At 72.0% G+C, this 23,846-nt stretch carries 23 protein-coding genes; 9 read left to right on the top strand and 14 right to left on the bottom strand.

Features of this window, described 5'->3' with window-relative positions:
• Positions 1-39: 39 nt before the first annotated feature.
• Positions 40-591, top strand: coding sequence for a helix-turn-helix domain-containing protein (locus tag HNR67_RS27705; protein WP_185005144.1), 552 nt, complete (start codon positions 40-42; stop codon positions 589-591).
• Between the two features lie 181 nt (positions 592-772).
• Here HNR67_RS27705 and HNR67_RS27710 read toward each other — a convergent pair whose 3' ends face one another.
• A complete protein-coding gene (locus HNR67_RS27710) occupies positions 773-1,660 on the bottom strand; it encodes an alpha/beta fold hydrolase (RefSeq protein ID WP_185005145.1) in 888 nt (295 codons plus the stop codon).
• Between the two features lie 126 nt (positions 1,661-1,786).
• On the opposite strand from HNR67_RS27710, the gene HNR67_RS27715 reads away from it, so the two are divergent.
• Positions 1,787-2,719, top strand: a complete 933-nt coding sequence (locus HNR67_RS27715) for a DUF6204 family protein (protein ID WP_185005146.1) — start codon at positions 1,787-1,789, stop codon at positions 2,717-2,719.
• A gap of 3 nt (positions 2,720-2,722) precedes the next feature.
• On the opposite strand, the gene HNR67_RS27720 is transcribed toward HNR67_RS27715, so the two are convergent.
• Positions 2,723-3,256 (bottom strand): TetR/AcrR family transcriptional regulator, encoded by a 534-nt coding sequence (locus HNR67_RS27720; RefSeq protein ID WP_185005147.1) that lies wholly within the window; start codon positions 3,254-3,256, stop codon positions 2,723-2,725.
• Between the two features lie 47 nt (positions 3,257-3,303).
• Here HNR67_RS27720 and HNR67_RS27725 point away from each other — a divergent pair, with 47 nt between their 5' ends.
• A complete protein-coding gene (locus HNR67_RS27725) occupies positions 3,304-3,759 on the top strand; it encodes a nuclear transport factor 2 family protein (protein WP_185005148.1) in 456 nt (151 codons plus the stop codon).
• Between the two features lie 5 nt (positions 3,760-3,764).
• On the opposite strand, the gene HNR67_RS27730 is transcribed toward HNR67_RS27725, so the two are convergent.
• Complete coding sequence (locus HNR67_RS27730) at positions 3,765-4,577, bottom strand: SDR family NAD(P)-dependent oxidoreductase (RefSeq protein WP_185005149.1); 813 nt, start codon at positions 4,575-4,577, stop codon at positions 3,765-3,767.
• Between the two features lie 78 nt (positions 4,578-4,655).
• Between HNR67_RS27730 and HNR67_RS27735 the strand changes: the two genes are divergently transcribed.
• The 3 genes from HNR67_RS27735 (at position 4,656) to HNR67_RS27745 (ending at position 6,947) form a co-directional block, all read left to right on the top strand.
• Positions 4,656-5,108, top strand: a complete 453-nt coding sequence (locus HNR67_RS27735; protein WP_185005150.1) for a winged helix-turn-helix transcriptional regulator — start codon at positions 4,656-4,658, stop codon at positions 5,106-5,108.
• A 68-nt stretch (positions 5,109-5,176) separates the two neighbouring features.
• Positions 5,177-5,926: an SDR family NAD(P)-dependent oxidoreductase gene (locus HNR67_RS27740; protein ID WP_185005151.1), complete on the top strand. Its 750-nt coding sequence runs from the start codon at positions 5,177-5,179 to the stop codon at positions 5,924-5,926.
• Between the two features lie 124 nt (positions 5,927-6,050).
• Complete coding sequence (locus HNR67_RS27745) at positions 6,051-6,947, top strand: hypothetical protein (protein ID WP_185005152.1); 897 nt, start codon at positions 6,051-6,053, stop codon at positions 6,945-6,947.
• A gap of 127 nt (positions 6,948-7,074) precedes the next feature.
• Here HNR67_RS27745 and HNR67_RS27750 read toward each other — a convergent pair whose 3' ends face one another.
• Both HNR67_RS27750 and HNR67_RS27755 read right to left on the bottom strand, forming a co-directional pair.
• On the bottom strand, positions 7,075-8,031 hold the full coding sequence (locus HNR67_RS27750) for a hypothetical protein (RefSeq protein WP_185005153.1): 957 nt from the start codon (positions 8,029-8,031) through the stop codon (positions 7,075-7,077).
• A 55-nt stretch (positions 8,032-8,086) separates the two neighbouring features.
• On the bottom strand, positions 8,087-9,559 hold the full coding sequence (locus HNR67_RS27755) for a carboxylesterase/lipase family protein (RefSeq protein WP_185005154.1): 1,473 nt from the start codon (positions 9,557-9,559) through the stop codon (positions 8,087-8,089).
• 96 nt (positions 9,560-9,655) lie between these two features.
• Here HNR67_RS27755 and HNR67_RS27760 point away from each other — a divergent pair, with 96 nt between their 5' ends.
• Positions 9,656-10,855, top strand: coding sequence for a cytochrome P450 (locus tag HNR67_RS27760; protein WP_185005155.1), 1,200 nt, complete (start codon positions 9,656-9,658; stop codon positions 10,853-10,855).
• Here HNR67_RS27760 and HNR67_RS27765 read toward each other — a convergent pair.
• The 4 genes from HNR67_RS27765 to HNR67_RS27780 all read right to left on the bottom strand — a co-directional run bounded on the left by HNR67_RS27765 (position 10,845) and on the right by HNR67_RS27780 (position 15,854).
• Positions 10,845-13,958, bottom strand: coding sequence for an ATP-binding protein (locus HNR67_RS27765; protein ID WP_185005156.1), 3,114 nt, complete (start codon positions 13,956-13,958; stop codon positions 10,845-10,847). The two genes, HNR67_RS27760 and HNR67_RS27765, sit on opposite strands and share 11 nt — an antisense overlap.
• Before the next feature lie 11 nt (positions 13,959-13,969).
• A complete protein-coding gene (locus HNR67_RS27770; protein WP_185005157.1) occupies positions 13,970-14,416 on the bottom strand; it encodes a hypothetical protein in 447 nt (148 codons plus the stop codon).
• Between the two features lie 92 nt (positions 14,417-14,508).
• Positions 14,509-14,799 carry a DUF6355 family natural product biosynthesis protein gene (locus tag HNR67_RS27775; RefSeq protein ID WP_185005158.1) on the bottom strand — a complete coding sequence of 97 codons (291 nt, stop codon included), beginning with the start codon at positions 14,797-14,799 and terminating at the stop codon, positions 14,509-14,511.
• Between the two features lie 95 nt (positions 14,800-14,894).
• The gene (locus HNR67_RS27780; protein ID WP_185005159.1) at positions 14,895-15,854 is read right to left on the bottom strand and encodes a helix-turn-helix domain-containing protein; all 960 of its coding nucleotides are present in this window, start codon (positions 15,852-15,854) and stop codon (positions 14,895-14,897) included.
• A 52-nt stretch (positions 15,855-15,906) separates the two neighbouring features.
• On the opposite strand from HNR67_RS27780, the gene HNR67_RS27785 reads away from it, so the two are divergent.
• On the top strand, positions 15,907-16,305 hold the full coding sequence (locus tag HNR67_RS27785; protein ID WP_185005160.1) for a cupin domain-containing protein: 399 nt from the start codon (positions 15,907-15,909) through the stop codon (positions 16,303-16,305).
• Between the two features lies 1 nt (position 16,306).
• Here HNR67_RS27785 and HNR67_RS27790 read toward each other — a convergent pair whose 3' ends face one another.
• Complete coding sequence (locus HNR67_RS27790; protein ID WP_221490077.1) at positions 16,307-18,220, bottom strand: AMP-binding protein; 1,914 nt, start codon at positions 18,218-18,220, stop codon at positions 16,307-16,309.
• Positions 18,221-18,411: 191 nt separating this feature from the next.
• Here HNR67_RS27790 and HNR67_RS27795 point away from each other — a divergent pair, with 191 nt between their 5' ends.
• Positions 18,412-19,317, top strand: coding sequence for a LysR family transcriptional regulator (locus HNR67_RS27795; protein WP_185005162.1), 906 nt, complete (start codon positions 18,412-18,414; stop codon positions 19,315-19,317).
• An 11-nt stretch (positions 19,318-19,328) separates the two neighbouring features.
• Here the strand turns inward: HNR67_RS27795 and HNR67_RS27800 are convergent, their stop codons facing one another.
• The 4 genes from HNR67_RS27800 to HNR67_RS27815 form a co-directional block, all read right to left on the bottom strand.
• Complete coding sequence (locus HNR67_RS27800; RefSeq protein WP_185005163.1) at positions 19,329-21,515, bottom strand: xanthine dehydrogenase family protein molybdopterin-binding subunit; 2,187 nt, start codon at positions 21,513-21,515, stop codon at positions 19,329-19,331.
• Complete coding sequence (locus HNR67_RS27805) at positions 21,512-22,489, bottom strand: FAD binding domain-containing protein (RefSeq protein WP_185005164.1); 978 nt, start codon at positions 22,487-22,489, stop codon at positions 21,512-21,514. The genes HNR67_RS27800 and HNR67_RS27805 overlap by 4 nt, the downstream gene beginning before the upstream one ends.
• A complete protein-coding gene (locus tag HNR67_RS27810; protein ID WP_185005165.1) occupies positions 22,489-23,076 on the bottom strand; it encodes a (2Fe-2S)-binding protein in 588 nt (195 codons plus the stop codon). The genes HNR67_RS27805 and HNR67_RS27810 overlap by 1 nt, the downstream gene beginning before the upstream one ends.
• A gap of 99 nt (positions 23,077-23,175) precedes the next feature.
• The gene (locus HNR67_RS27815; RefSeq protein ID WP_185005166.1) at positions 23,176-23,778 is read right to left on the bottom strand and encodes a TetR/AcrR family transcriptional regulator; all 603 of its coding nucleotides are present in this window, start codon (positions 23,776-23,778) and stop codon (positions 23,176-23,178) included.
• Positions 23,779-23,846 lie beyond the last annotated feature (68 nt).

Raw genomic sequence — 23,846 nt, forward strand, 5'->3', positions numbered from 1 at the left:
AACTTTGGGAACGGTACCAGATGTGGAATCGTAGAGCGGGTGGACACCCTCGACCTGCTGCTGCACCCGGTCCGGCTGCGCATCACCTGGTGCCTGTCCGGCGGCCGCACCGTCACCACCTCCGACCTGTGCGCCCAGCTCCCCGACGTGCCCAAGACGACCCTCTACCGGCACGTGGGCCTACTCGCCGAGGGCGGCATCCTGGAGGTCGCCGACGAACAACGCGTGCACGGCGCGGTCGAACGCCACTACCGGCTTCGCCAGGACCGCACCGTGGTCGATCCTGCGGCAGCCGCGGCGATGACGCTGGATGATCACCGGCACGGGTTCGCGGCGGCGATGGCGGCACTGCTGGCGGAGTTCAACGCGTATCTGGATCGGGATGGGGCCAATCCGCCCACTGATGGAGTGGGGTACAAGCAGGGGACGCTGTGGCTGAACACGGCCGAGGTGGCGGAGCTGGCCGGTGAGATGGTGGCGTTGCTGCGGGCGCGGGCGGGCAATCAGCCCGAGGCGGATCGGGCGCCTTACCTGGTGAGCCCGATCTTCTTCCCGATCGCGCGGGCCGGGCAGCCGGAGGACGGGCAGTAGACGCCAGGCCGCGCGACCCGGACAGGGCCTGACGCACCGCTCGCCCGCCGGGCCGCTTCCCTCTTCCCGGCTGTCTTTGATTTGTGGCCGCCCACCCATTGACTTCAGTCGACACTGAAGTCATCGAGATGCCAAAGAATGCAGAACGGGCGACAGCGCTGCTGCTCAGTGGCTTGATCGACTACGGCAGCTGGTCCACCAGGGTCGCGATGCGGCCGGTGACCTCGTCCGGGCGTTCCAGCGGCAGCATGTGGCCGGCGCCCTGGACGATCACCTGCTCCCCTCCCCCGAGCACCTTGGCGATCTCCGCGACGTGACTCGTCGGACACAGCCGGTCCTGGTCACCGGTCATGATCACGATCTCCGCACCGCCCAGCGAGGCACCTTCCACCACCGCCATCGCGGCCTGCCGGTCGTGCCGGTCCAGCGCGGGTTTGAACTGGGCCACCGTTTCCGGCCAGTTCGACCAGACCATGTCCGCGGTCAGGTCCACGTCCTCGGCCCTGGGGTCCGCGCCGAAGAGGAACCAGCGCAGGCCGGCGGTCTTGGCCGGTTCGATCTTCTCCCGGACCTTGCGCACCACCGGGCCGAACAGCCGTTCCAGCTCGTGCACCAGCCTGCCCACCGGCTGGGCCAGGCCCAGGTTGGCCTCGGCGAACCCGCCCGCCGCGGTGGAGAGCAGCACCAGGCCGCCGATCCGCTGGGAGAACAACCGCGGCCGCCGCACCGCCAGCGCGAGCGCGGCCATCCCGCCCATGGAGTGTGCGACCAGCACCACCTGCCCGCTGGGCACCGCGCGTTCGAGCACCACCGCCAGGTCGTCGGCCAGCTGGTCGATGGTGGCGGTCTCCGGGGTGGCGGGACTGGACTCGCCGTGGCCGCGGTGGTCGTAGGCGATCAACTGCACCGGGCGGGCCACCGCGGATTCCAGCACGTCGAGCTGACGGTGCCATTCGCGGTGGTCCAGGGCGTAGCCGTGGGCGAACAGCACGGTCAGCGGGGCGGCCGGGTCGCCGCGGCGGAGCAGGTTCAGCACGGTCCCGTCTTCGAGGAGCAGGGCTTCGCTCATGTCCGCCCTAACGACGTCCGGCTGGATCGGTTACGGCGAGTGGACGCACATCCCCTGGTCGTGGGTTTGGCAACGGGGACGAATATTGGGGTGCACTCCAAGTTTGGGGTGTGTTTCACTTCGCTGGTGAGCACGCCCGGACTGCGTGAGCGGAAGAAGCGGCAGACCGCGCGGCGGATCACCGAGGTGGCCCTGGAGCTGTTCGTGGCCAGGGGTTTCGACCGGGTGACCGTGGCCGAGGTCGCCGAGGCGGCCGAGGTCTCGGTGAACACCGTCTACAACTACTTCCCCGCCAAGGAAGACCTGGTGCTGCCGCCGGATCAGGCCTCGCCGGACCGGCTGACCGAGATCGTCCGGGTCCGGCCGGCCGGGATGTCGGCGGCGCAGGCCGTGCTCGCGCACCTGCGGGCCGAGGTGCGGCGGCGGGACCGGGCGGTCGGCCTGGCCGACGGTTTCGGCCGGGTGCTGCCGATGATGCTGGCCGCGCCGACCCTGGCCGCCCGGCTGGACCGGCTGGGTGCGGAGATGGTGGATTCGCTTGCCGCGCAACTGCTTCGGGAGACCGGGGACCGCGGGCTGCTGCCCAGGCTGGTGGCCGGGCAGATCGGCTGGGCGCACGCGCTGGTCTTCGGCGAGATCGGGCGGCGCACGGTGGCCGGGCAGCGACCGGCGACCATCGCCGCCGCGGTGCTCCGGCTGCTGGACGGGGTGCAGGACGTGCTCGGGGACCGGGTGCTGGGTTATGCCGTACGAGAGGACAGAGTGGTGTTCCGGATCAGTATCCGCGGGAAGTTCGAGCCGTTGTCGGAGGCGCAGCGCGCGGCGCTGGCCGCGGCCAGCGGGATCGGGTTCACCGAGGCGGGATCGTTCAGCCACGACGCGGGCGCGACCGTGTTCACCTTCCGCTGCCAGCTGCCTGCCGAACCGGACGACGATGACGAGGTCGCCGAGCTGAAGGCCCTGGATGTGCTTGCCGCGCACGGGCTTCCGGTGCGCGATGGGTACAAGGTGGCGGTCACCGACATGCGCGATATCAAGATCAACCGCAAGGGCCGTTGAGGGTCAGCTGGCGCGCAGTCCGTCCACGGCCAGGGTGAGCAGCCGGTCGGCCAGGCCGGGTTCGTCCGGGTGTTCGTCGGCGACCAGGCCGATCGCGGTGGCCAGCCGCATCAGGTCGCGGACCTGGGCGTCCGGGCGGGCCGAGCCTGACTGCTGGGCGCGGGTCAGCAGGTCGGCGCCCGCCTGTTCCACCGGGGCTTTGAGGTCGGCCAGGATCGCCTGGGACTCCCCCGTGGCCTGGGCGATGGCCAGGCAGGCGCGGTGCCGGGCGAGCACCGCGCGCAGCCAGGTGGCCAGGTCGGCGAACGGGTCCGCGGTGCGCAGGTCGGCGGCCAGGGTGAGCAGGGCCTGGGCTTCGCCGTGGAAGACCGCGTCGACCAGGTCGCCCCTGGCCGGGAAGTGCCGGTACAGGGTGCCGATGCCGACCCCGGCCCTGCGGGCGATCTCCTCCAGCGAGGCGGTTGTCCCGGCGGCCAGGAACGCCGTCCTGGCCTCGGCGACCAGCCGGTCGCGGTTGCGCTGGGCGTCCGCCCGCATCCAGTCCTCCCCTGGTTCCCGATCCAACCGGAGGGTAGCCTCCGGTCATGGGTATTTCCAGTGCGCAGGCGATCGAGCACCTGATGCTGCGCTATGCCGAACACGTGGACGCCGGTGAGTTCGACCAGGTCGGCGAGCTGTTCGCGGAGGGGTCCTTCCGGGATGGCAGCGAGGCGAGCGGGGCGGCGGCGGTCGCGGCGAAGTTCCGGGAGATGCTGGTGGTCTACCCGGACGGCACGCCGCGGACCAAGCACGTCACCACCAACATCCTCATCGAGGTGGACGAGGACGCTGGCACCGCGACCGCCCGCGCCTACTTCACCGTGTTGCAGGCGGTGCCGGAGCTTCCGTTGCAGATCATCGCGGCCGGGCGGTACCGGGACACCTTCCGGCGGCGGGAGGGCCGGTGGCGGTTCGCCGCCCGGCACGCCCAGGCCGAGCTGCTCGGCGAGCTGCGGTTCCACCTGAGTCCGCGGGTGCTCGCCGGGATCGCGGGGCGCTGAGCGGGTCAGGTGGTGCGGTGGTTGCGCACGGCCTGCTCGAAGCCGGCCAGCCGCGGCGCGAGCAGGGCGTCCACGTCGAGTGGGTCGATCGCGTTGCGCCGCTGGACCTCCTGCCGGGCGGCGGTGCTGGTGTTGATCTCGTGCGTGCCTGATTCCAGCGCGGCGATGATCTCGCCGACCACCTCCTCCAGGGGGCGCAGGCCCATGCCGTACTCCTCCCCCGCCTCGGTGCTGGTCATCATGTCGGTGTCGGTGGCGCCCGGGTAGGAGGTGGCCACGTGCAGGCCGGTGCCGTGCAGTTCGCGGCGCAGGGATTCGCCGAACCGGGCCAGGCCGGCCTTGGTCGCGGCGTAGACGCTGTAGCTGGGCAGGCCGAGCAGGGCCATGCCGCTGGCGATGTTGAGGATCAGGCCGCCGTTGATGGGTGCGGCCGCGCGCAGGGCGGGCAGCAGGGCGCGGGTGAGCAGGATGGGCGCGGTCAGGTTGAGGTCGATCATCGCGTGCACATCGCGGATCTCGTGCTCCTCCAGGCGTCCGGCCCGCACATTGCCGGCGTTGTTGACCAGCAGGTCGACCCGGCCCAGCCCTTCGCCTGCCGTGGCGACCTCCTCGATCGCGCCCTCGGCGGTGAGGTCCGCGGCCAGCACGTGCGCCTTGCCACCGGCCGCGGTGACCAGTTCCGCGGTGTCCCGCAACAGGTTCTCCCGGCGGCCGACCAGCAGCAGCTCGCCGCCGCGACGGCCCAGTTCCACCGCGAGGGCCCGGCCGATCCCGCTGCCGGCTCCGGTGACCACGCCCGCTCGATCGTGCAGATCCATGACACTCCCTCTGGATAGGTATCACCAACCTAGCGCACTAAATAGGAGTGGCCAACCCAGTGGGGTACCCTCGGCGCCATGACGCAGGCGATCAGCAGGCAGGCGCGGTGCGCGGTGGCCCGCGGCGTTGACCTGCTCGGTGAGAAATGGGTGCTGATGATCACGCGGGAGGCGTTCTGGGGTCGCACCCGGTTCTCCGACTTCCGCAAGAACCTCGGCGTGGCGCCGGATGTGCTGGCCAACCGGCTGGCCGCGCTGGTGCACGAGGGTGTGCTGGAGCGGCGCACCTACCAGGTGACCGGGGCCAGGGCGCGCGAGGAGTACGTGCTCACCCCCGCCGGACTGGACCTGGTGTTCGTGCTGGCCGGGCTGGCTCGCTGGGGCCAGGAGCACCGGCCGGTGGACGCCGGGACCGCACCGGTCTACACCGACGCGGAGACCGGCGAAGCGGTCGAGTTGTGCTTTGTCACCAAGGACGGCCGCCGGGTCGAGCCGGGTCAGCTCGCGGTGCGCACGGGCGAACCCGCCTAGGGTTCCCCTGGCCTGGGTACCCAGCGCAGGGGCACGCGCGGCGCCTGGCGCGCTGTCAGCGTGGGGGCATGAGCGAAAAGACGATCACCGCGGGACCGCTGAGCGGGCGGGTGGCGCTGGTGACTGGTGGGTCCAGAGGTGTTGGCGCGGCGGCGGTTCGCCGGCTGGCCGCGGATGGCGCGCGGGTGGCGTTCAGTTACCTCAACGCCGCGGACAGGGCGCGGGAGGTCGCCGAGTCGGTGCCGGGTTCGGTGGCCTTCCGGGCGGATGTGGGCGAGGACGCCGAGATGGTCCGGCTGGTCGAGGACACGGTGCGCCACTTCGGCAGGCTGGACATCCTGGTGCACAACGCGGCGCTGTTCCACGGCGGCCCGCTCACCGATCCCGGGCGGGACGAGGCGTTGCTGGCCCGGCAGTTCCGCACCAACCTGCACGGGGTGGTGGCCGGGACCAGGGCCGCGGCCGCGCATCTCGGCGAGGGCGGGCGGATCATCCTGATCAGCACCGCGGGTTCGGACCGCAGCAACGGCCTGCTCATCGGGGACTACGCCGCGACCAAGGCGGCCCTGGAAGCCTACGGGCGGGCCTGGACGCACGAGTTCGGACCGCGTGGCATCACGGTGAACAGCATCCGGCCGGGGGCGGTCGACACCGACATGCTCGATCGGGCCGGCGCCGCGGCCGCGGTGCCCAGCATTCCGCTGCGCCGCATCGGCACCCCCGAGGAGATCGCCGACGCGATCGCCTACCTGGCCGGTCCCAGCGCCGGCTACATCACCGGGGCCGTGCTGCGCATCGACGGCGGCCTGTACGCCTGAGAAGTGGTTGGGCACGAATCGGACACAACCCCGAATTCCCGTTGGCCGGACTGGATACGCTTCGGCCAGGTAAGCGTCAGTGGGGGTGGGGGTTTTGGGAATCGTGCTGGGTAGCAGGCTGCCCGTGATCGCTGTGGTGGCCGGGGTGCTGGTGGTCGTGGCCGGGTGTGGCGCCGGGGAGGGCGGGGGCGGGACCACGCCGCCGAGCACCTCGGCCACCGTGGCCGCGATGTCGGTGCCGGAGTACCAGGCGGTGCTGACCGGGGTGGAGCAGGCGGTGCGGCCGCTGATCGACCGGATCAACTCCGCCGGATCGGTCGAGGATCTCGCCGTGGTCCGGGAGGAACTGGCCAAGCTGCTGGAGGCCAAGCGCGCGGAGATCGACAAGGTGGTGCCGCCTGCCGCGGCCAAGCAGGCGCACACCCGCCTCGCCGCGTTCGTCGCGGGGTCGGCGTCGTTGCGGGTCGCGCCCAAGCTGGACACCGAGGCCAACGAGTGCGGGATCGCGCCGGGGCCGGAGGTCCACGTGCCCCAGGCCAAGCGGTACGTGCGGACCGCGCTGTACACCGCGCTGACCGGGGTGGCCGAGGAGCTGGACAAGCAGAACCTCAAGCTGGGCAACCTGATCCCGGCCGAGCCGGAGACCCCGGCCGAGCAGAGCAGGCAGGCCAAGAACGGCGAGGTGGTGCACCGCAGCGGGCCCAAGGGCCGGGCCCGGCTGGAGATCAGCAACGACGGCGACGGGGATGTCGCGGTGTCCGCGGTGGTGGGCAAGCCGGACAACCCGAGGGCCACGATCTACGTGCGGGCCAAGTCCAAGGCCACGCTGAGCAGCCTGGCCGGGACCTACGAGGTGTACTTCAAGACCGGCACCGATTGGGACGGCAAGCGGCGCGGGTTCACCAGGGACTGCGCGTACCAGAAGTTCGACCAGTCCTTCAGCGGCAACGCGCACTGGCAGATCACCCTGACCCCGGTGATCGGCGGCAACGCCTCCACAACCAAGATCCCCGCCTTCTGACCGGTGTGTTGGCCGTTCTCGTACGGTGTGTTGGCCGAACTGGACGGTGTGTTGGCCGAGGGGTGTACCAGTTCGGCCAAGACTGTGTACGAGAACGGCCAACACGCCGGCGGGGGGTGGACCGGATCTAGGTGGGGAGTTCGGCGGCGATCTCCAGGAGCCAGTGCGCGATCTCGGCGGTGTCGTCGAAAGTGGCGTGCGCCGGGCCGTCCGGGGACCAGTTCCCGTCGGGGCCCTGCAGGGACAACAGGTGGTCGGCGATGCCGGTGGCCAGTGCCGTGTGGCTCTGGTCGCCGGTGTGCCGGGCCAGGATCGCCGCGCCCCAGCCGACCTTGTGGCTGAACGGGGTGCGGATCAGGTTCTCTCCGCAGAGATGCGCGTACTCCGCGTAGCTCTGCGCCGCGACCAGGTGATTCGGGTGCTCGCTGACCTGGTGCAGCCGGATCAGGAAGGCCAGCGGGTAGCCGATCATGAAGTAGGGCTGGTCCGGGGCGCCGGTGGTCAGCACGTGCAGTGGTGACTCGTCGGACTCGCGCGGGCCGTTCTCGTCGGTGCGCAGGTAGAACTTGGCGAACGGATCCGGTTGCGCGGCGAGCAGGTGGAACAGCCACTCGGCCGCGGTCGCGGCGGTGTCCACATCGCCGAGGGTCAGTGCCAGGTAGCCCAGGTGGGCGGTGCTGATGGCGTCCGGGATGCCGGAGTCGTTGGCGCTGAACGCGCCTTCGGGTGTCCGGTACTTCAGCAGGTGCGCGTATGCCTGGTAGGCCACGCCCAGCCGCCCGAGCCGGGCCGCGCCCAGGGCCAGCCAGCCGTTGGGGTAGGACCAGAACTCGCCGAAGATCGGGTTCGCGCTCTTCACGCCTGGGCTGGTGACGAAGTCGCCGTCGCCGGTGCGGAAGCGCTCGACCGCGACCTCCAGCAGCCGGCGGGCCTGGCGCGGATATCCGGCCAGGCCCAGGGCGGACGGGGACTTGTAGTAGCAGGCGAGGTCGGCTTCGCCGTAGGAGCCATCGGGCCTGAGCTGGGCCAGCAGCCAGTCGACACCCCGGCGCGCGGCCTGCTCGTAGCGGTCAGCCGAACTCATCAGACACCCCTCACCCCGACGGTGCGGCCAGTGTTCCAGCAGTGCCGGGGTTCCGTCAGCGAATGGCGTCCCAGAGGGTTCGTTCGTCCGCCCGATCGTCCGTGGTGATCGCCGGGACGGTGTCGAAGAGCCTGCTGACCCGGTTGTCCGGCCGGTAGGCGGGCCAGCCGGGATCGCCGGTGGTGGCGAAGTCGACCCAGGCCCGGTGCACGCTGTCGGCCAGCGCCTGCGGGGGCTGCTCGCCCAGCAGGCGGCGCAGCCCCGGATCGGCCAGGGTGTCGAAGACGAAGCCCAGTTCGAGGGCGTGGCAGGAGCCGAGCGTGCCGTCGAAGGCCGGGGACCGCCAGGCGAACTCGTAGACGTGCGTGCGCGGATGGGTTTCGGCGATGCGCAGCAACGGGATCCGGTAGAACCAGTCGGTCATGACGGCGGAGACCAGCTCCCCCGTGCTCGCTCCCGGCCGGTTGGCGCGGTAGCGGTCCAGGCTCTCCGCGGGCAGCCGGTAACCCGCCGCCATGCCGAGCAGGAGCGGTTCGGTTGCCAGGCCGAACAGGCCGGTGGGCACCAGGAACAGCCGGGCCTCCTCGGTGTTGCTGCCGATCAGGATGTCCACGTCCGCGCTCGCCCCGGCCGCGATGCACTCGAACGGCGGCGCCGGCAGCAGTTCGCCGTCCACGACCGGCTCGAACGGCATGAGCTGGCGGGTCACCTCACCCCAGAGCGCGGGATCGGGCTTGGCCTGGACCTCCATCCCCACCTGGTCCTGGGCCGCGACCAGCCTGGCCGGCTCGACCTCGGCGATGGCCTCGCGGGTGGGCGCCACACCGAGGATCTCGGCCAGCCGGGTGCCGATGAGCCCGGCGGTGGCGGGGCTGAGCACCAGGTGGGCGGCGCCGGATTCGGCGATGGCGCGGTGGAACAGCCCGCGGGCGGCTGGCATCGCCAGCAGCGTGCACACGCTCATCCCGCCCGCGGACTCACCGAAGATGGTGACGTTGGCCGGGTCCCCGCCGAAGCAGGCGATGTTGTCCCGCACCCAGGTCAGGGCCGCGATCTGGTCGAGCAGCCCCAGGTTGGGCGTGCCCTGGCCGAACCACAGGAACCCGTCCGCGCCGAGCCGGTAGTTGATGGTCACCAGCACCACGCCGTCCCTGGCGAACGCGCTGCCGTCGTAGCAGGGCACCGAGCCGGAGCCGCTGGTGAACGACCCGCCGTGGATGAAGACCATGACCGGGCGGCGCGCGTGGGTGTCGGCGGTCCAGACGTTGAGGTTGAGGTAGTCCTCGCCGGGGATCACCACCCGGGGCAGCAGGGCGAGCGCGGGGTCCTCCGCAGGGGACTGCGGGGCGGTCGGGCCGTACTGGGTGCCGTCCCGGGGCGTTGACCAGGGCTGCGGCGGGCGCGGCGGCTGGAACCGGTTCGGGCCGACCGGGGGCGCGGCGTAGGGGATGCCCTTGAACGCGAGGATGCCTGCCGCGGTGCGGGTGCCGCGGACATCGCCGTGCCGGGTGCTGACGAGGGTGTCCATGATCAAAGGTTCTCGTGGGTGCCGCCGACCCGCCACCGGACCCGAGGAAGCGGCGCTGAAACCACGGTGAAACCGGCCGCGGACAACCTCGGCGGCATGACCACGAACCCCGTCCTGACCACCGTGCACCAGCAGTTCCCGTGGATGCGCGGCGAGCACCCCGAGGAGTCCGTCCGCTTCAACGCCCAGCAGGGGCTGTGGGAGGTCTTCATGCACGCCGAGGCCGTCGCGGTGCTCGGCGACAACCAGAACTTCTCCTCCAACTCCCTCAAGTTCCTCGCCGGGGAGGAGGCGGCGGCCGAACTCAACGACGGCAACCTGATCCAGACCGACGCACCCGAGCACCGCAAGCTGAAACGGCTGATCAGCCACGCGTTCACGCCGAAGACCGTGGCCGACCTGGAGCCGCGGATCGCCCAGCTCACGCACAAGATGCTGGACGAGGTGGAGGGGCGGGACGGTTTCGAGTGGGTGGCGGAGCTGGCCTACCCGCTGCCGGTGACCATCATCGCCGACCTGCTCGGGGTGCCCAGTGGCGACAAGGAGATGTTCCGGTCCTGGGTGGACGAGCGGTTCAGCGGGGACATGGAACTCTCGCTCAACCCCGACGACGCCGAGCAGCAGCAGGTGCTCGGGCAGCGGCAGTACGAGCTGACCACCCAGCTCGGCGCGTACATGTCCGAGCACGCCGCCGAGCGCCGCCGCAGGCCACGGGCCGACCTGCTCACCGAGCTGGTGCAGGCCGAGGTGGACGGGGAGCGGCTCAGCGACCGGCAGGTCTCCACCTTCGGCTGCCTGCTGCTGCTGGCCGGGCACATCACCACCACCATGATGCTGGGCAACACGGTGCTGTTGCTGGACGCCAACCCGGAGCAGGGCGCGCGGGTGCGGGCGGACCGGTCGCTGATCCCGCCGGCCATCGAGGAGGCGGTGCGGATGCTCAGCCCGTTCGCCAGCGCCTACCGGATCACCACCGCCGACGTGCAGGTCGGCGCCGAGACGATCCCGGCGGGGCAGATGGTGCGGTTGTGGACGGCCGCGGCCAACCGCGATCCGGAGGTGTTCGCCGACCCGCACGGCTTCGACGCGGGCCGGGACCCGAACCCGCACCTGGCCTGGGGCCGGGGCATGCACTTCTGCCTTGGCGCGCCGCTGGCCCGGCTGGAGGGGCGGGTGGTGCTGGACATCCTGTTCGACCGGTTCCCGCAGCTGCGCACCGACCCGGACCGCCCGGCGGAGTTCATGCCCAACCCGGAGACCCTTGGCGTGCGCACACTGCCGCTGCTCACCCGGTGAGGCACAGCTCGACCAGCGCGCGGGCCGCCGCCTGCAGCTCGTGCAGCGAGCGGCCCGCGTAGGCCAGCGCCGCCTCGGCGTAGGCCGCCGGATCGGCCCGCACCGCGGTGTCCCTGATCCGCTCGGCGGACATGGTCGGCTGGAACGCGCGGGCGTACCGGAACCGTTCGGCCAGCGCGATCAGCCGGGCGGCCACCGCCGGGTCGCCGCGGTCCAGCCGCACCATGGCCAGGGCCACCAGCAGCACCCCGGCGGCCGGGAACTCCTCCACCTGGGTGCGCGGCCCGGCCGGGTTGGCCAGCAGCGCGGACAGCCGTGCGGGCAGCACCCGGACCAGTTCGGTCACCTGGTCCAGGCGGCCGTGCTGGGCGTGCGCGACCACCGCGACCCCCTGGGCCTGCAACGCCCAGGTCTCCCGCACGGGTTCCTCGGCCGGACCGGCGAGTTGGCGGTACTGGTCGAGGGCGGCCTCGATCTCGCCGCGGGAGAGCAGGATCTCGGCGCGCACACCGAGCCGGAAGCCCTCCTGGTAGTCGGCCTGGTCGCCGGGTTCGGCCGGGGGCAGCCACTGTTCGGCCTCTTCCAGCGCGCCCAGGTGCAGGCTGGCCAGCATCAGTCCGGCCCTGGTGCCGACGAAGTCCGGGCTCAGCCGCAGCGCGTCCAGTTCGGCCAGCGCGGTGCGCAGCTGGGTCAGCGCGAGGTCGGCGCGGTCGAGCTGGAGGTGCAGTTCGGCCAGCCTGCCCCTGGCCAGCACGACCAGCAGCGGGACCTGTGCGGGCAGCGCGGCCAGCATCCTCTCGGTGCAGCACAACGCCCGTTCCGGCACGCCGTCGCGCTCCCACAGGTAGCCGGCCAGGAACTCCGCGGCCGCGGCCAGCAGGGGTTCCTGGCGTTCGCACAGCGCGCGCAGCAGCGGGTCGTCCGCGCCGCTGACCTGGACCAGCACGGTCAGCACCTGGGCGAAGGCGCGGATCGGCGAGTCCGGCGGCCCTGGAGGCAGGCGGCGCAGCGCCACCAGCGCCCGCCCGGCACGCAGGCCGCTGCCCTGGAAGTTGTAGAGCGAGCACAGGGTGAGCGCGGTCCGGGCGAGTTCGACCAGCTCCGGCGGCGGGCGGTGGCGGACCAGCACCGGGCCGGACAGTTCGACCACCTGCCGCAGCCGCAGCAGGTTGTTGTCCAGCAGGCCCAGGGTGGCCAGCAACGCGGTGGCGGCGGTGGCGGCCGGTCCGTCGGCGAGTTCCACGGCCAGGCGCAGCGCGTGCGTGAGGTTGTCCTGTTCGGCGCGGATCAGCTCGGCCGGTGTGGCCGGGTCGGCCAGGAACACCGTCTCGTGGTGGCGGCGGCCGAATTCGGTGGCCCAGGCCAGGAATCCGGCGCTGACCCGCTGCCGCTCCCCCGCCTCGACACGTTGGGCCGCACCGAATTCGCGCACCGCGGCCAGCATCCGGAACCGCGCGCCCAGCGGGGTGTCGACCACCTTCAGCAGCGACTGGTCGACCAGGTGTTCCAGTACCGCCAGCACATCCGGCACGCCGAGCAACTCCGCCGCGCTCGCCGCGGTGAACCCGCCGGGGAAGATCGACAGTGCTCGCAGCGCGGCCTGTCCGGCCGGTTCGAGCAGCGTCCAGCTCCAGTCCAGGGCGGCGCGCAGGGTGTGGTGGCGGGCCGGTGCGTCCCGGGAACCCCCGGCCAGCAGGGAAAACCGGTCGTCCAGGCGGCGGGCGATCTCGGGCACCGAGAGCACCCGGACCCTGGCCGCGGCCAGCTCCACCGCCAGCGGCAGGCCGTCCAGGCGCCGGCACAACTCGGCCACGGTGTCCGCGGGCAGCGGCACCGCGGGCCGGGCGGCGCGGGCGCGCTGGGTGAACAGCTCCACGGTGGCCGCCGGGCTCAGCTCGGGCAGCGGGTAGACCGCCTCGGAGGACAGGCCGAGCGGGGTGCGGGTGGTGGTCAGGAACCGGGCCTCGGGGGTCAGCGCGACCAGCGCGCCGACCAGTTCGGCCACCCCGCGCACCACGTGCTCGCAGTTGTCCAGCACCAGCAACGCCGAACCGCCGGAGAGCATCCTGGCGATCCCGCGCACCGGGTCGGTCCGGTCCGCGCCGAGGGCGGTGGCCACGGTGAGCGCGACCTCCTCCTCCGCGCCGATCCCGGCCAGTCCGACCACCTGGACCAGGCGGTGCCCGGCGGCCCGGCTGACCGCGTAGGCCAGCCGGGTCTTGCCGAGTCCGCCGGTCCCGACGATCGAGGTGACCCTGGACTCCCGCAGCAGTTCGGCCACCCGGGCCAGGTCGTCTTCCCGGCCCAGCAACGGATTCGGCTCATGCGGCACCCCGCGCCGAACCACCGGCTGGGTAGCCCGCAGCAACTCACCGTGCATCCGGCGCAGTGCCTCGCCCGGCTCCGCGCCCAGCTCCTCGCGCAGCCCGCGCCGGTAGTCCTCGTACCGGGCCAGCGCCGCGGGCACGCCGGCCGTGGCCTGCTCGGCGCGCAGCAGTTCGAGCAGGAGTTCCTCATCCCGCGGCCGCTGTCCGACCAGCCCGCTCAGCGGCCCCACCGCGGCGTCGAACCGGCCCAGCCGGGCCAGCGCCAGCGCCCGGACCCGGCCCAGCTCCACCCCGGTGGCCGCCCGCCCGGCCCGCAACCGCGCCACCGGATCATCCCCGCTCGCGGGCTCGATCCCTTGGCACAGCGCGATTCCGGCCTCCGCCGCGGTCAGTGCCGCCAGGTGTTCCCCGGCCAGCGCGCACCGGCGGGCGGTCTCGGCGTGGGCCAGTACCGCGGCCGCGTCCACCTGCTGTTCGGACAGTGCCAGCCGGTACCCGGTCGGCAGGCTGTCGATGACCTCCGTGCCGAGCCGCGCCCGCGCCCGGGAGACCAGGATCTGCACCGCCTTGACCGGGTGCTCGGGCCGGATCTCCGGCCACAGCCCCGCGATCAGCGAGCCGACACTGCGCCCGGCCCGCAGGTCCTCGGCGAGCAGGGCCAGCAGCGCGTGGATCCGCGGTCCGGTGATCTCGTTGCCGCGAAAGGAAACCCGGCCCAGCAGGGTCAGCTCGGGCAGCCCATCCCCGGCCACGGTTTCCGGTCCCCCCAGTCCCATGTGGCCGGAGTCTAGTCCGGCGCGTCCGTCCCGGATCCGGCCCGGACCTTGAGGTTCCCGCCGGTGATCGCCCGGTCCGGGGCCGGGCCGAGGCAGTGCGCCGCCTCCTGCTGCCAGGCCATCCCGATCCGGTCCCGCCGCCCGTGGTCGTACACGCTCAGACTGAACCGGTCCCCCGGCTTGAGCCAGCCGATCCGGTGCACCCGGTCGACCTTGCCGGTCACCACACCCACCGGTCCGCCGGTGCGCACGCAGTCCACGATCCCGGTCGCCCAGCCCGACTCACCCTGGAAGCGGTGCTCGAACCGGATCGTGCCCGCGTCACCCCTGGCGTCCACGGTCACCTCGAACACACTGTCCGGATTGTGCACCTGGATCAGCGCCGTCCCCTGCACCGAGGCGCCGACTGGCACTCCCGGCATCGCCAGCAACGCCGCTGCCAACATCGTCCCGATCATCCTGACTCCCCTCAACGTCCGTCAGGACCAGGGTCGTCCGGAAACGGGTGCGCCGGTTCCCACCAGAGCGGGAACCGGCTCACCCGCGGGGGTCAGACCCGGCAGGCTGTCCGGTTGGACCAGGCGAACCGGATGACCGCGGAGTGACCGATCTTCGTGGTGCCGGTGTTCACGCAGGTCTGCCGCTTGCCGCCGTTGTGGTCGTCGATGTAGACCTCGACCGGCCACTCGTCGTGCGGACAGTGGTTGTACAGCGCGTCCTCGCCGCGTTCGAAGTAGCCGCACGGGTCCGCCACCGGTGCGGCGCTCGCGGTGCCCGCGAGCAGCCCGGTGGTGGTCAGGGCCAGCGCCGAAGCGACGGCGGCGAGCTTGGACATGCGCATGTCTGCCTCCCAAGATCGGATTCCATCCGAACATAGCGAGGCGAAACCCACACTGAACAAGGGTTTCAGCGGTACATGAACCCGTTGACAGTCGATCAGGTGGCGAACTTGCGCCGGTAGGCGGTCGGGGTCAGCCCGGTCTGCCGCCGCATCAGCACCCGCAGGTTCGAGGCCGTGCCCAGCCCGCTCGCCGCGGCCACCCGCGCCAGCCGCAGCTCCCCGCGCTCGATCAACCGGCAGGCCAGCGCCACCCGCTCCCCCGTCAGCCAGGCCAGCGGCGTGCTGCCCAGCTCGGCCTGGAACCGCCGGTGCAGGGTCGCCGCGCTCACCGCCGCCCGCGCGGCCAGGTCCGCCACGGTCAACGGGGTGTCCAGCCGCGCCCGCGCCCATTCCAGCACCGGCCCCAGCGACACGTCCGGCACCGCGGCCACCGGCCGTCGCACGAACTGCCGCTGCCCGCCTTCCCGGTGCGCGGCGAAGACCAGCCGCCTGCTCACCGCGTTCGCGATCTCCGCCCCGTGATCGAGCCGGATCAGGTGCAGCCCCAGGTCCAGCGCGGCCGCACTGCCCGCCGCGGTGAACACGTTCCCGTCCTCGACGTAGAGCACATCCGGCTCCAGCAGCACCGCCGGATACCGCGCCCGGAACGCCGCCGCCCACTGCCAGTGCGTACTCGCCCGCCGCCCATCCAGGACCCCCGCCTCGGCCAGCACGAACGCCCCGGTGCAGAAGCTCACCAGCCGCGCCCCGCGCTCCCCCGCCGCCCGCACCGCCGCCACCACCTCGGGTGCCGCGCCCGTCTCCGGATCCGGCCGGTTGGGCACGATCACGGTGTCCGCCAACGCGACCGCGTCCAGCGCGGCCACCCCCGACATGGTGAACATCCCGCCGTGCATCACCACCGACGGCTCCGCCGCGCACAACGCGAACTCGTACCAGGCCCGATCCAGCTCCGGCCGCCGCAACCCGAACAACTCGGTGGCGATCCCCAGCTCGAACGGGTTCGAGCCGTCGTCCACGATCATGACCACCCGATGCGAGGATCCACGCGACATACGCGATTCCTAGCACTCCCCCGGCCGCCCCGGCCAGCCACAAGATGAACCCATGACCAACCCCATCGCCCTGTCCACCGCACTGGCCGCCTTCCAGGACCTGTGGAGCCCGCGCATCCTGACCCACGTCAACGACTACGACGTCCGCCTGGCCAAGGTCCGCGGCGAGTTCATCTGGCACACCCACACCGACACCGACGAGTTCTTCCTGGTGCTGGAGGGGGAGGTCGGCATCGGGTTGCGGGAGGACGGGGCCGAGCGGGTGGTGACCCTGCCGCGCGGGTCGGTGTTCGTGGTGCCGCGCGGGGTGGAACACCGGCCGTTCTCGGCGGCGGGGGCCTCGGTGCTGCTGTTCGAGCCGACCGGGACGGTGAACGTGGGTGACGCGCATGAGGAGGTGCCGGGGCACATCACCGCGACGACCGGGGAGCGGCTGGGCGGTGCCGGGTAGGTCAGATCAGCGTGGGTGCGGTGGGAAGGTCGAGTCCCTGCACCCAGCTGCGCTGCTGGCCGCGGCGGGAGATCCGCCAGCCGCGCGGGGTGCGGACGTACTCGTCGGTGTACCACATGCCCAGCAGCGCGACCGGCGGTTCGCCGCTCCCGGCCCCGACCGGCAGCGCCATCGAGTTCAGGCACATGACCCGCCCGGTCGCCCGGTCGCCGTCAACGCGGATTTGCGGGTTGACCATCAGGTGCTGGAACGCGGGGTACTGCGCCATGCTCTGCCGGAGCCATTCCTTGACTTCGGGGAAGGTGGTCGCGATACCGCCGAAGGCCCGGTAGTCGATTGGGGCGCCGTCCTCGAAAACCTCGTCCAGGGCGTCGTAATCCCGGCTGTCGATCGCGGTCGCGTACGCCACGATCAGTTCCTGGATCTCCAACCGATCGGAAATTTCCTGAATGCCGAGCATCTGTTCTCCTAGTACATTCGTCATCCGCGCAATGGCGGCGTCTCTCATCTCGCCGCGCCGGACCTTGCCGGCGTCATCGCGCAGTGGTTCGTCGATGAACTCCACCGAGCGCGGCACCTTGTAGCGCACCAGGTGCTCGCCGAGGTGCTGGAGCAGGTCGTCCACGGTCAGTCCGGGCCTGGCCTGCACCAGCGCGTGCACCCGCTGGCCGAGGTCGGTATCGGGCAGTCCGACCACCACGCTGGACAGGACGAGCGGGTGCGCGTCGAGGGCGGCCTCCACCTCGGCTGGGTAGATGTTCGCGCCGCCGGCGATGATCAGGTCCGTGCGCCGGTCGCTGAGGTAGAGGTAGCCCTCGGCGTCCAGCCAGCCGAGGTCGCCGAGCGACTCCCAGTCGTCCCGCTTCCTGGCCTCCGCGCCGAGGTAGTGGTAGCTGGGCGGGGCGCCAGCCGGTCCGCGCAGGTAGATCTCGCCGATCTCGCCGGCCGGCGCCTTCTTCCCGTCCGCGTCGAGCACCACGATCTCGCCGAGCGCGGCCCTGCCGACCGACCCTCGATGGGTGAGCCACTCCGGGCCGGTGATGAGGGTGGCGGCCTGGGATTCGGTCCCGCCGTACATCTCGAAGACCTTCTCCGCGCCGAGCAGGGTGATCCAGGCTTCCTTGAGCCACGGCGGACAGGCCGAGGCCCCGTGCCACAGCGCGCGCAGCGAGGACAGGTCATACGCGCCAGGGCTTTCCTCGATGAGCCGCAGCATCCGCAGCATCATCGTGGGTACCAGCTGCACCCAGCCGATCCGGTGCTCGGCGATCGCCGTCAGCGCGCGATGGGCGTCGAACCTGGGCAGCAGCACCAGGTGCTGCCCCACGAGCAGCCCGGTGATCGAGGCTGTCAGCGGGGAGTTGTGGTAGAGCGGGCCGGCGACCAGCTGGCTGTCGGCCGACCGCATCCGGGCGATGGCGGCGGCCAGTGCCGGGGTTCCCTTGGCCGCGGCGCCTGCCACGATCAGTTTCGGCCGACCGGTGCTGCCGCCGGAGGTCGATGCCTTCCACGCCGGTGACACCACCTCCGGCAGTGGACCATCGGCCAGGACCGGGTCGGGCTGGAAGTCCGCGGCGACGCAGGTCCGGCCGGGGTGATCGGCCGGGTCGGCGCCGACGACGAGCGCGGAGTCGGCCAGTTCGACGATCGCCGCTCGTTCGGCGGCCGGCAGCCGTGGGGAGAGCGGCTGGGGCACCGCGCCTAGCTTCCAGCAGGCCAGGACGGTGACGAAGAAGTCGATCGAATTCGGCAGGCCGATGGTGACGAAGTCGCCGTACCTGACCCCGAGTGTCTCGAACGCCCGTGCGAGCCGGTTCGACCGTGCCGCCAGTTCGGCCCGTGTGATCGTCTCGCCGGCGCAACTGATGGCGAGCTGTGCAGGATCCTCGGCTGCCAGCCGACCCAGGATTCGCACATAGGGCTCAGCGTCGCCGGCATAAAGCGCGGCGGCGAGATCCAGCTCAGCGTCATCAGCAACATAATCAGCAGGCACAGCACATCAACCTTTCCAACGGCTTTGCTCCCCAAGTCGCGGCGAAACACGGCATTAGCCTGCCGAGCCGCGGCTTACGCCACCAACGCGGAATGGGGATGCATACTATGCGTATGCCGCATAGTGATCTCGGGCTCTTGCACGACCTGCGTGCGCTCTCCATCCTGCTCGAGGAGCGCAATGTGACCCGGGCCGCGGTGCGGTTTCACCTGAGCCAGTCCTCGATGAGCCGGACGTTGCAGCGGCTGCGCGCGCTCTTCGGGGACGAGCTGCTGGTCCGCTCCGGCGGCGACTACGAGCTGACCCCGAGGGCGCGGGAGATGCAGCGTGAACTCGCCCTGCTGCTGCCGCGGCTGGAGAGCCTGGTGGCGGGCCGCGGCTTCGACCCCGCCCAGGCGACCGGGATCGTGCGCATCATCGGCACCGACTACAGCACCGCGACCCTGGGCCCGCACCTGCTGCCCCGGCTGCACCTGGCCGCGCCCGAGCTGGAGATCCGGATCGAACCGCGGGACCAGGACTCCTACGCCGAACTCGAACGCGGCCGGGCCGACCTCGCGCTGTCCGTGCTCCGCCCGGCCGAGCCGCTGCGCTGGGAGCGGTTGTTCACCGACGACGTGGTCTGCGCGGTGGACCGCGATCACCCGGTGCGGGACCGCTTCACGCTGGCCGACTATGTCGCGGCCCGGCACGTGGTGGTGGCCCTGATCGGACAGGAGCAACCCATGATCGAACGGTGGTTGCAGGCAGTCGGCCGCAGCCGCACGGCCGCGGTGCGGGTGACGCACTTCAGCGCGGCCTTCGGCGCGCTGCCCGGCACGGCGCTGGTGGCCAGCATTCCGCGGCGGCTGGCCGAGGTGCGGGCGGCCACCGATCCGCGGGTGCGGCTGGTGGAGGCGCCGGAGGGGTTCGACGCGTTCCCGTACGGGATGATCTGGCATGCCCGCCTGGAATCCGATCCGATGCACTCCTGGTTGCGGGAGATGATCCGGGCCGCGGCGCGGGATCTGACCGGCTGACCACTGTTGCCTCACAGCAGCTTGTCGAGGGTGATCGGCAGGTCGTGCACGCGGATCCCGGTCGCGTTGAACACCGCGTTGCCGATCGCCGCGGCGGCCGAGACCAGGCCGATCTCGCCCAGTCCCCTGGCGCCGAACTCGCTGATGTGCGGGTCGGGGCGGTCCAGCCAGTGCACGTCGATCTCGGGGGTGTCGGCGTGTACCGGGACCAGGTAGTCGGCCAGGTTCGCCGCGGCGAACCGGCCGTCCGGTTCGATCGGGTCGGCCTCCAGCAGGGCGTGCCCGATGCCCCAGATGATCGAGCCGACGAGCTGGCCGCGGGCCGCCTTGGCGTTGACCACCCGGCCAACGTCGAAGACCGAGGTGAACCGGTTGACCCTCGGTTCGCCGGTGAGCCGGTGCACCCGCACCTCGCAGAAGTGCGCGCCGAAGCAGTGGAACCGGTACTGGTCCGCGCCCGCGGCCGGTCCCGTGCTGCCGAGCGCCTCCACCGACGGCATTCCCATGGTGCGCAACAAGGAGCGGAAATCGGTCGCCCGGCCGCCCGCCTCGATCCGGCCCCGCCGGTAGCGCACGGTCGCGGGGTCGAGTCCGGCGAAGGGCGACTTCGGGTTGTCCACGGCCGCCTTGACGAGTGCGGTGACGGCTGCCCGGCAGGCGGCCTGGACCGCGGGCACGGTGCTGGTGGTGACGCTGGAGCCGTAGGCGCCGACGCCGCCGGGTGGCAGTGCGGAGTCGCCGACCTCCGCCTCGATCGAGCTGACCGGCAGGCCCAGTTCGTCCGCGCCGACGGCGGCGAGCATGGTGCGGGCGCCGGTGCCGATGTCGGAGGTGGCCGAGGCGATGGCGACCATCCCGTCGTCGCGGAACCGGGCGCGCGCCGAGGCGGCCTGGCGCCAGGCCGGGTAGATCGCGCTGGCCATGCCGAGGCCGATCAGCCAGTCGCCGTCGGTGCGGGAGCGGGGGCGGGCCTGGCGGCGGTGCCAGCCGGATCGTTGGGCGCCGAGCCGGTAGCACTCGTCGAGGTGCTTGCTGGAGAACGGGCGGCTCTCGATCGGGTCCGCGCTGGCGTAGTTGCGCAGCCGCAGTTCCACCGGGTCGACCCCGGTGCGCACGGCGAGTTCGTCCATCGCGGTCTCCAGCGCGAACATGCCGGGCGCCTCGGCCGGTGCCCGCATGGACCAGGTCGGCGGGGTGTCCAGGGTGACCAGGCGCTGGTCGATCCGGATGTTCGGGGTGCGGTAGGCCACCGCGGAGGTGTCCCGGCCGGGCATCATCTGCCAGCCACCGGCCGCGGGCAGTTCCCCGTCGCTGTCGTGGCTCAGCGCCAGGAGCCTGCCGTCGGCTTCGGCGCCGAGCCGGATGGTCTGTCGGACGGCTCCTCGGTGGCCGATGGCGGTGAACACCTGTTCCCGGCTGAGCACGAGTTTCACCGGCCGTTTGAGCACGCGGGCGGCGGCCGCGCACAGCAGCGCCTCGTTCCACACCGGTGAGCGCTGGCCGAACCCGCCGCCGGTGTGCCGGCAGATCAGCCGGACCTTGGCCCGATCCACCCCGAGCCGGGCGGCGATCGTGGCGGCGGCCCGTTGCGGCGCCTGCGCTCCACAGTAGACGGTGAGCTGGTCGTCGACCCAGACCGCGGTGGTGGCGTGCGGTTCCATCGCGATGTGGTGCTGGGCGTGCTGGCTGACCGTGGTGCTGACGGTGACCGGGCTCGCGGCCAGCGCGGCCTCGATGGAGGGCACTCCCGGCGCGAGCTTCTGCAGCACGCCCTGGGACACCCCTGGACTCGCCGCGGCCAGCGAGGTCCGCGACGGGGTGATCGTGTAGTCGGCGGTGACCAGCGCGGCCGCGTCCCTGGCCTGCTCGAAGGTCTCGGCCACGACCAGGCCGATGATCTGCCCGCGGAAGCGCACCGCGGTGTCCTGCAACGCGCTGTAGTTCTCCCCGCTGTGCCCGGGTTGCGGCGAGCTGAGCGGGAGCGAGCGGAAGGGCGTGAACACGGCCAGGACCCCTGGCGCGGCCTCGGCGCGGCTGACGTCCATGCCGCGCACGGTTCCCCGGCCCACGGTGGCCTGCACGAGGTAGCCGTGGAGCAGGCCCTCGGGACGGTAGTCGGCGGCGTAGGGCGCGTTGCCGGTGACCTTCAGCGGTCCGTCGACGCGATCGATCTCGCGCCCCAGCGGTGAGCCGGTCATCGGGTTCGCTCCAGTTCCAGCAGGGCACGCACGATGGTCCGCTTCATCAACTCCGGCTTGAACGCGTTGTGCCGCAACGGACGTACACCCTCCACGGCGGTGGCGGCCGCGGCCGCGTAGGTGGCCTCGGTGGCCGGTCGCCCGGCCAGCGCCCGTTCCACCGCGGGCAGCCGCCAGGGCCGGGTGCCCATGCCGCCCACCGCCACCCGCGCCTCGACGATGGTGCCGCCCGCGGTGCGCAGGGCCACCGCCGCGGACGAGAGCGCGAACTCGTAGGACCGCCGGTCGCGGACCTTCAGGTAGAGCGAGTGCCGGGCCCAGTCCAGCCCCGGCACGTGCACGCCGGTGATCAGTTCGCCGGGCCGCAGGTCGTGCTCATGCTGGGGTGTGTCGCCGGGCAGCAGGTAGAACTCGCGCAGCGGCACGGTGCGCTCGCCGTCCCGGCCGCGCAGCCGCACCGTGGCGTCCAGCGCGACCAGTGCCACCGCGAGGTCGCTGGGATGGGTGGCCACGCACGAGCCGCTGGTGCCCAGTACGGCGTGCATCCGGTTCTCCCCCTCGACTGCTGGGCAGCCGCTGCCGGGCCGCCGCTTGTTGCAGGGCGTGCTCACCTCGCGGAAGTAGCCGCACCTGGTGCGCTGCAACAGGTTCCCGCCGATGCTGGCCATGTTGCGGAGCTGACCGGACGCGCTCGACTCCAGCGCCTGGGTCAGCATCGGGTAGGCGCGGCGGACGCGGGGATCCGCGGCCACCTCGCTCATCCGGGCCAGCGCGCCGATCCGCAGGCCGTCAGCCGTCACGTCGATCCCGTGCAGTGGCAGGCGGTTGATGTCCAGCACCCGGCCCGGGTTCATGACCTCGAGCTTCATCAGGTCCACCAGCGTGGTCCCACCGGCGAGGAAGGCGGTGTCCGAACCGGAGCGGCGCACCGCGTCCTCGACGGTGCCAGGACGCTCGAAGACGTAGCCGCGCATCAGGCAGGCTCCGTCCGGGCCTGGCGGATCGCGGCCAGGATGCCAGGGTAGGCACTGCACCGGCAGATGTTGCCGGACATCCGCTCCCGGATCTCCGCGTCAGTGCCCGCGCCCCCTTCGCTGATCAGCGCCGCCGCGGACATGATCTGCCCCGGGGTGCAGAACCCGCACTGGAGGCCGTCCTGCTCGATGAAGGCCCGCTGCACCGGATGCGGGCGATCGCCGTCGGCCAGCCCTTCGATCGTGGTGACCGCCGCACCGTCCACTGTGGCCAGCAGGGTCAGGCAGGACAGCACCCGCCGCCCGTCCAGGTGCACGGTGCAGGCGCCGCACTGACCGCGGTCGCAGCCCTTCTTGGTGCCGGTCAGCCGCAGCCGCTCGCGCAAGGCGTCCAGCAGCGTCACCCGCGGGTCCACGGTCAGCGAGGTGGCCGCCCCGTTGACCGTCAGGCGCACGGTGACGTCCCCGGCCGCCCCGGCCGGCGTCGCGGCCTCCGCACTGCCCAGCGGAACGGTGGCGGCCGCGGCCGCGGTGCCGACCAGGCCGCCGAGCAGGCCACGTCTGGTGATGCCCTCGTACTGCGTCATGCGGGTCAGCGTTCCCGGCGGATCAGGTCGCCACCAACGCGAATCGCGGATCATCGGGATGCGTCCGGCGCATGGCGCGCGGGGTCAGCCTGCCCGCGGTCAGGACTGGTTCAGGGCCCGTTCGATCGCGCGGCGGGCCCGGTCCCCGGCCGTCCGGTCGTGCTGGAGCTGCATGGCCGCGTTCAGCGCCAGCCCGGCGGCGATGATCTCGAACAGCGCCTGGTCCACGTCGAACCCGGCCGGTAGCTCGCCGCCCTCGACCGCCGCGATCAGCTCCGCCCGCAACTGTTCCCGCCAGCGTGTCCACACCTCGGCCACCGCGTCCCGGACCCGGCCGGGGCGGCCGTCGTACTCACTCAGCGCCGCGGTCATCAGGCAACCGCCGGGCAGCAACGGCGCCTCCAGGTAGTCCACGGACTTCCCGCACACCGCGCGCAGCCGCCGCAGCCCCGGCGGCTCGGCCAGCGTGGGCTCGACCACCCGGTGCCAGAAGTCCACGAACGCCTTGTCCAGGGTGGAGATCTGCAGCGTCTCCTTGGTGCCGAAGTGCTTGTGCACCCCGGACTTGCTCATCTCCAGCTCCTCGGCGAGGCGGCCGATGGTGATGCCGTCAAGACCTTCGGTGGAGGCGATCTCAGCGGCACGGGTGAGGATCCGGCCCCTGGTGGCCTGGGCTTCGGCCGCCGAGCGTCGTGGTGACATGCGACCAGGATAGCGTACGTACGTTCGCTAACTTCCAGTGCGGCCACGTCGCGCGGTGCGTTTCGGGT

Origin of the sequence: Crossiella cryophila, assembly GCF_014204915.1 — a bacterium.
GTDB lineage: Bacteria > Actinomycetota > Actinomycetes > Mycobacteriales > Pseudonocardiaceae > Crossiella > Crossiella cryophila.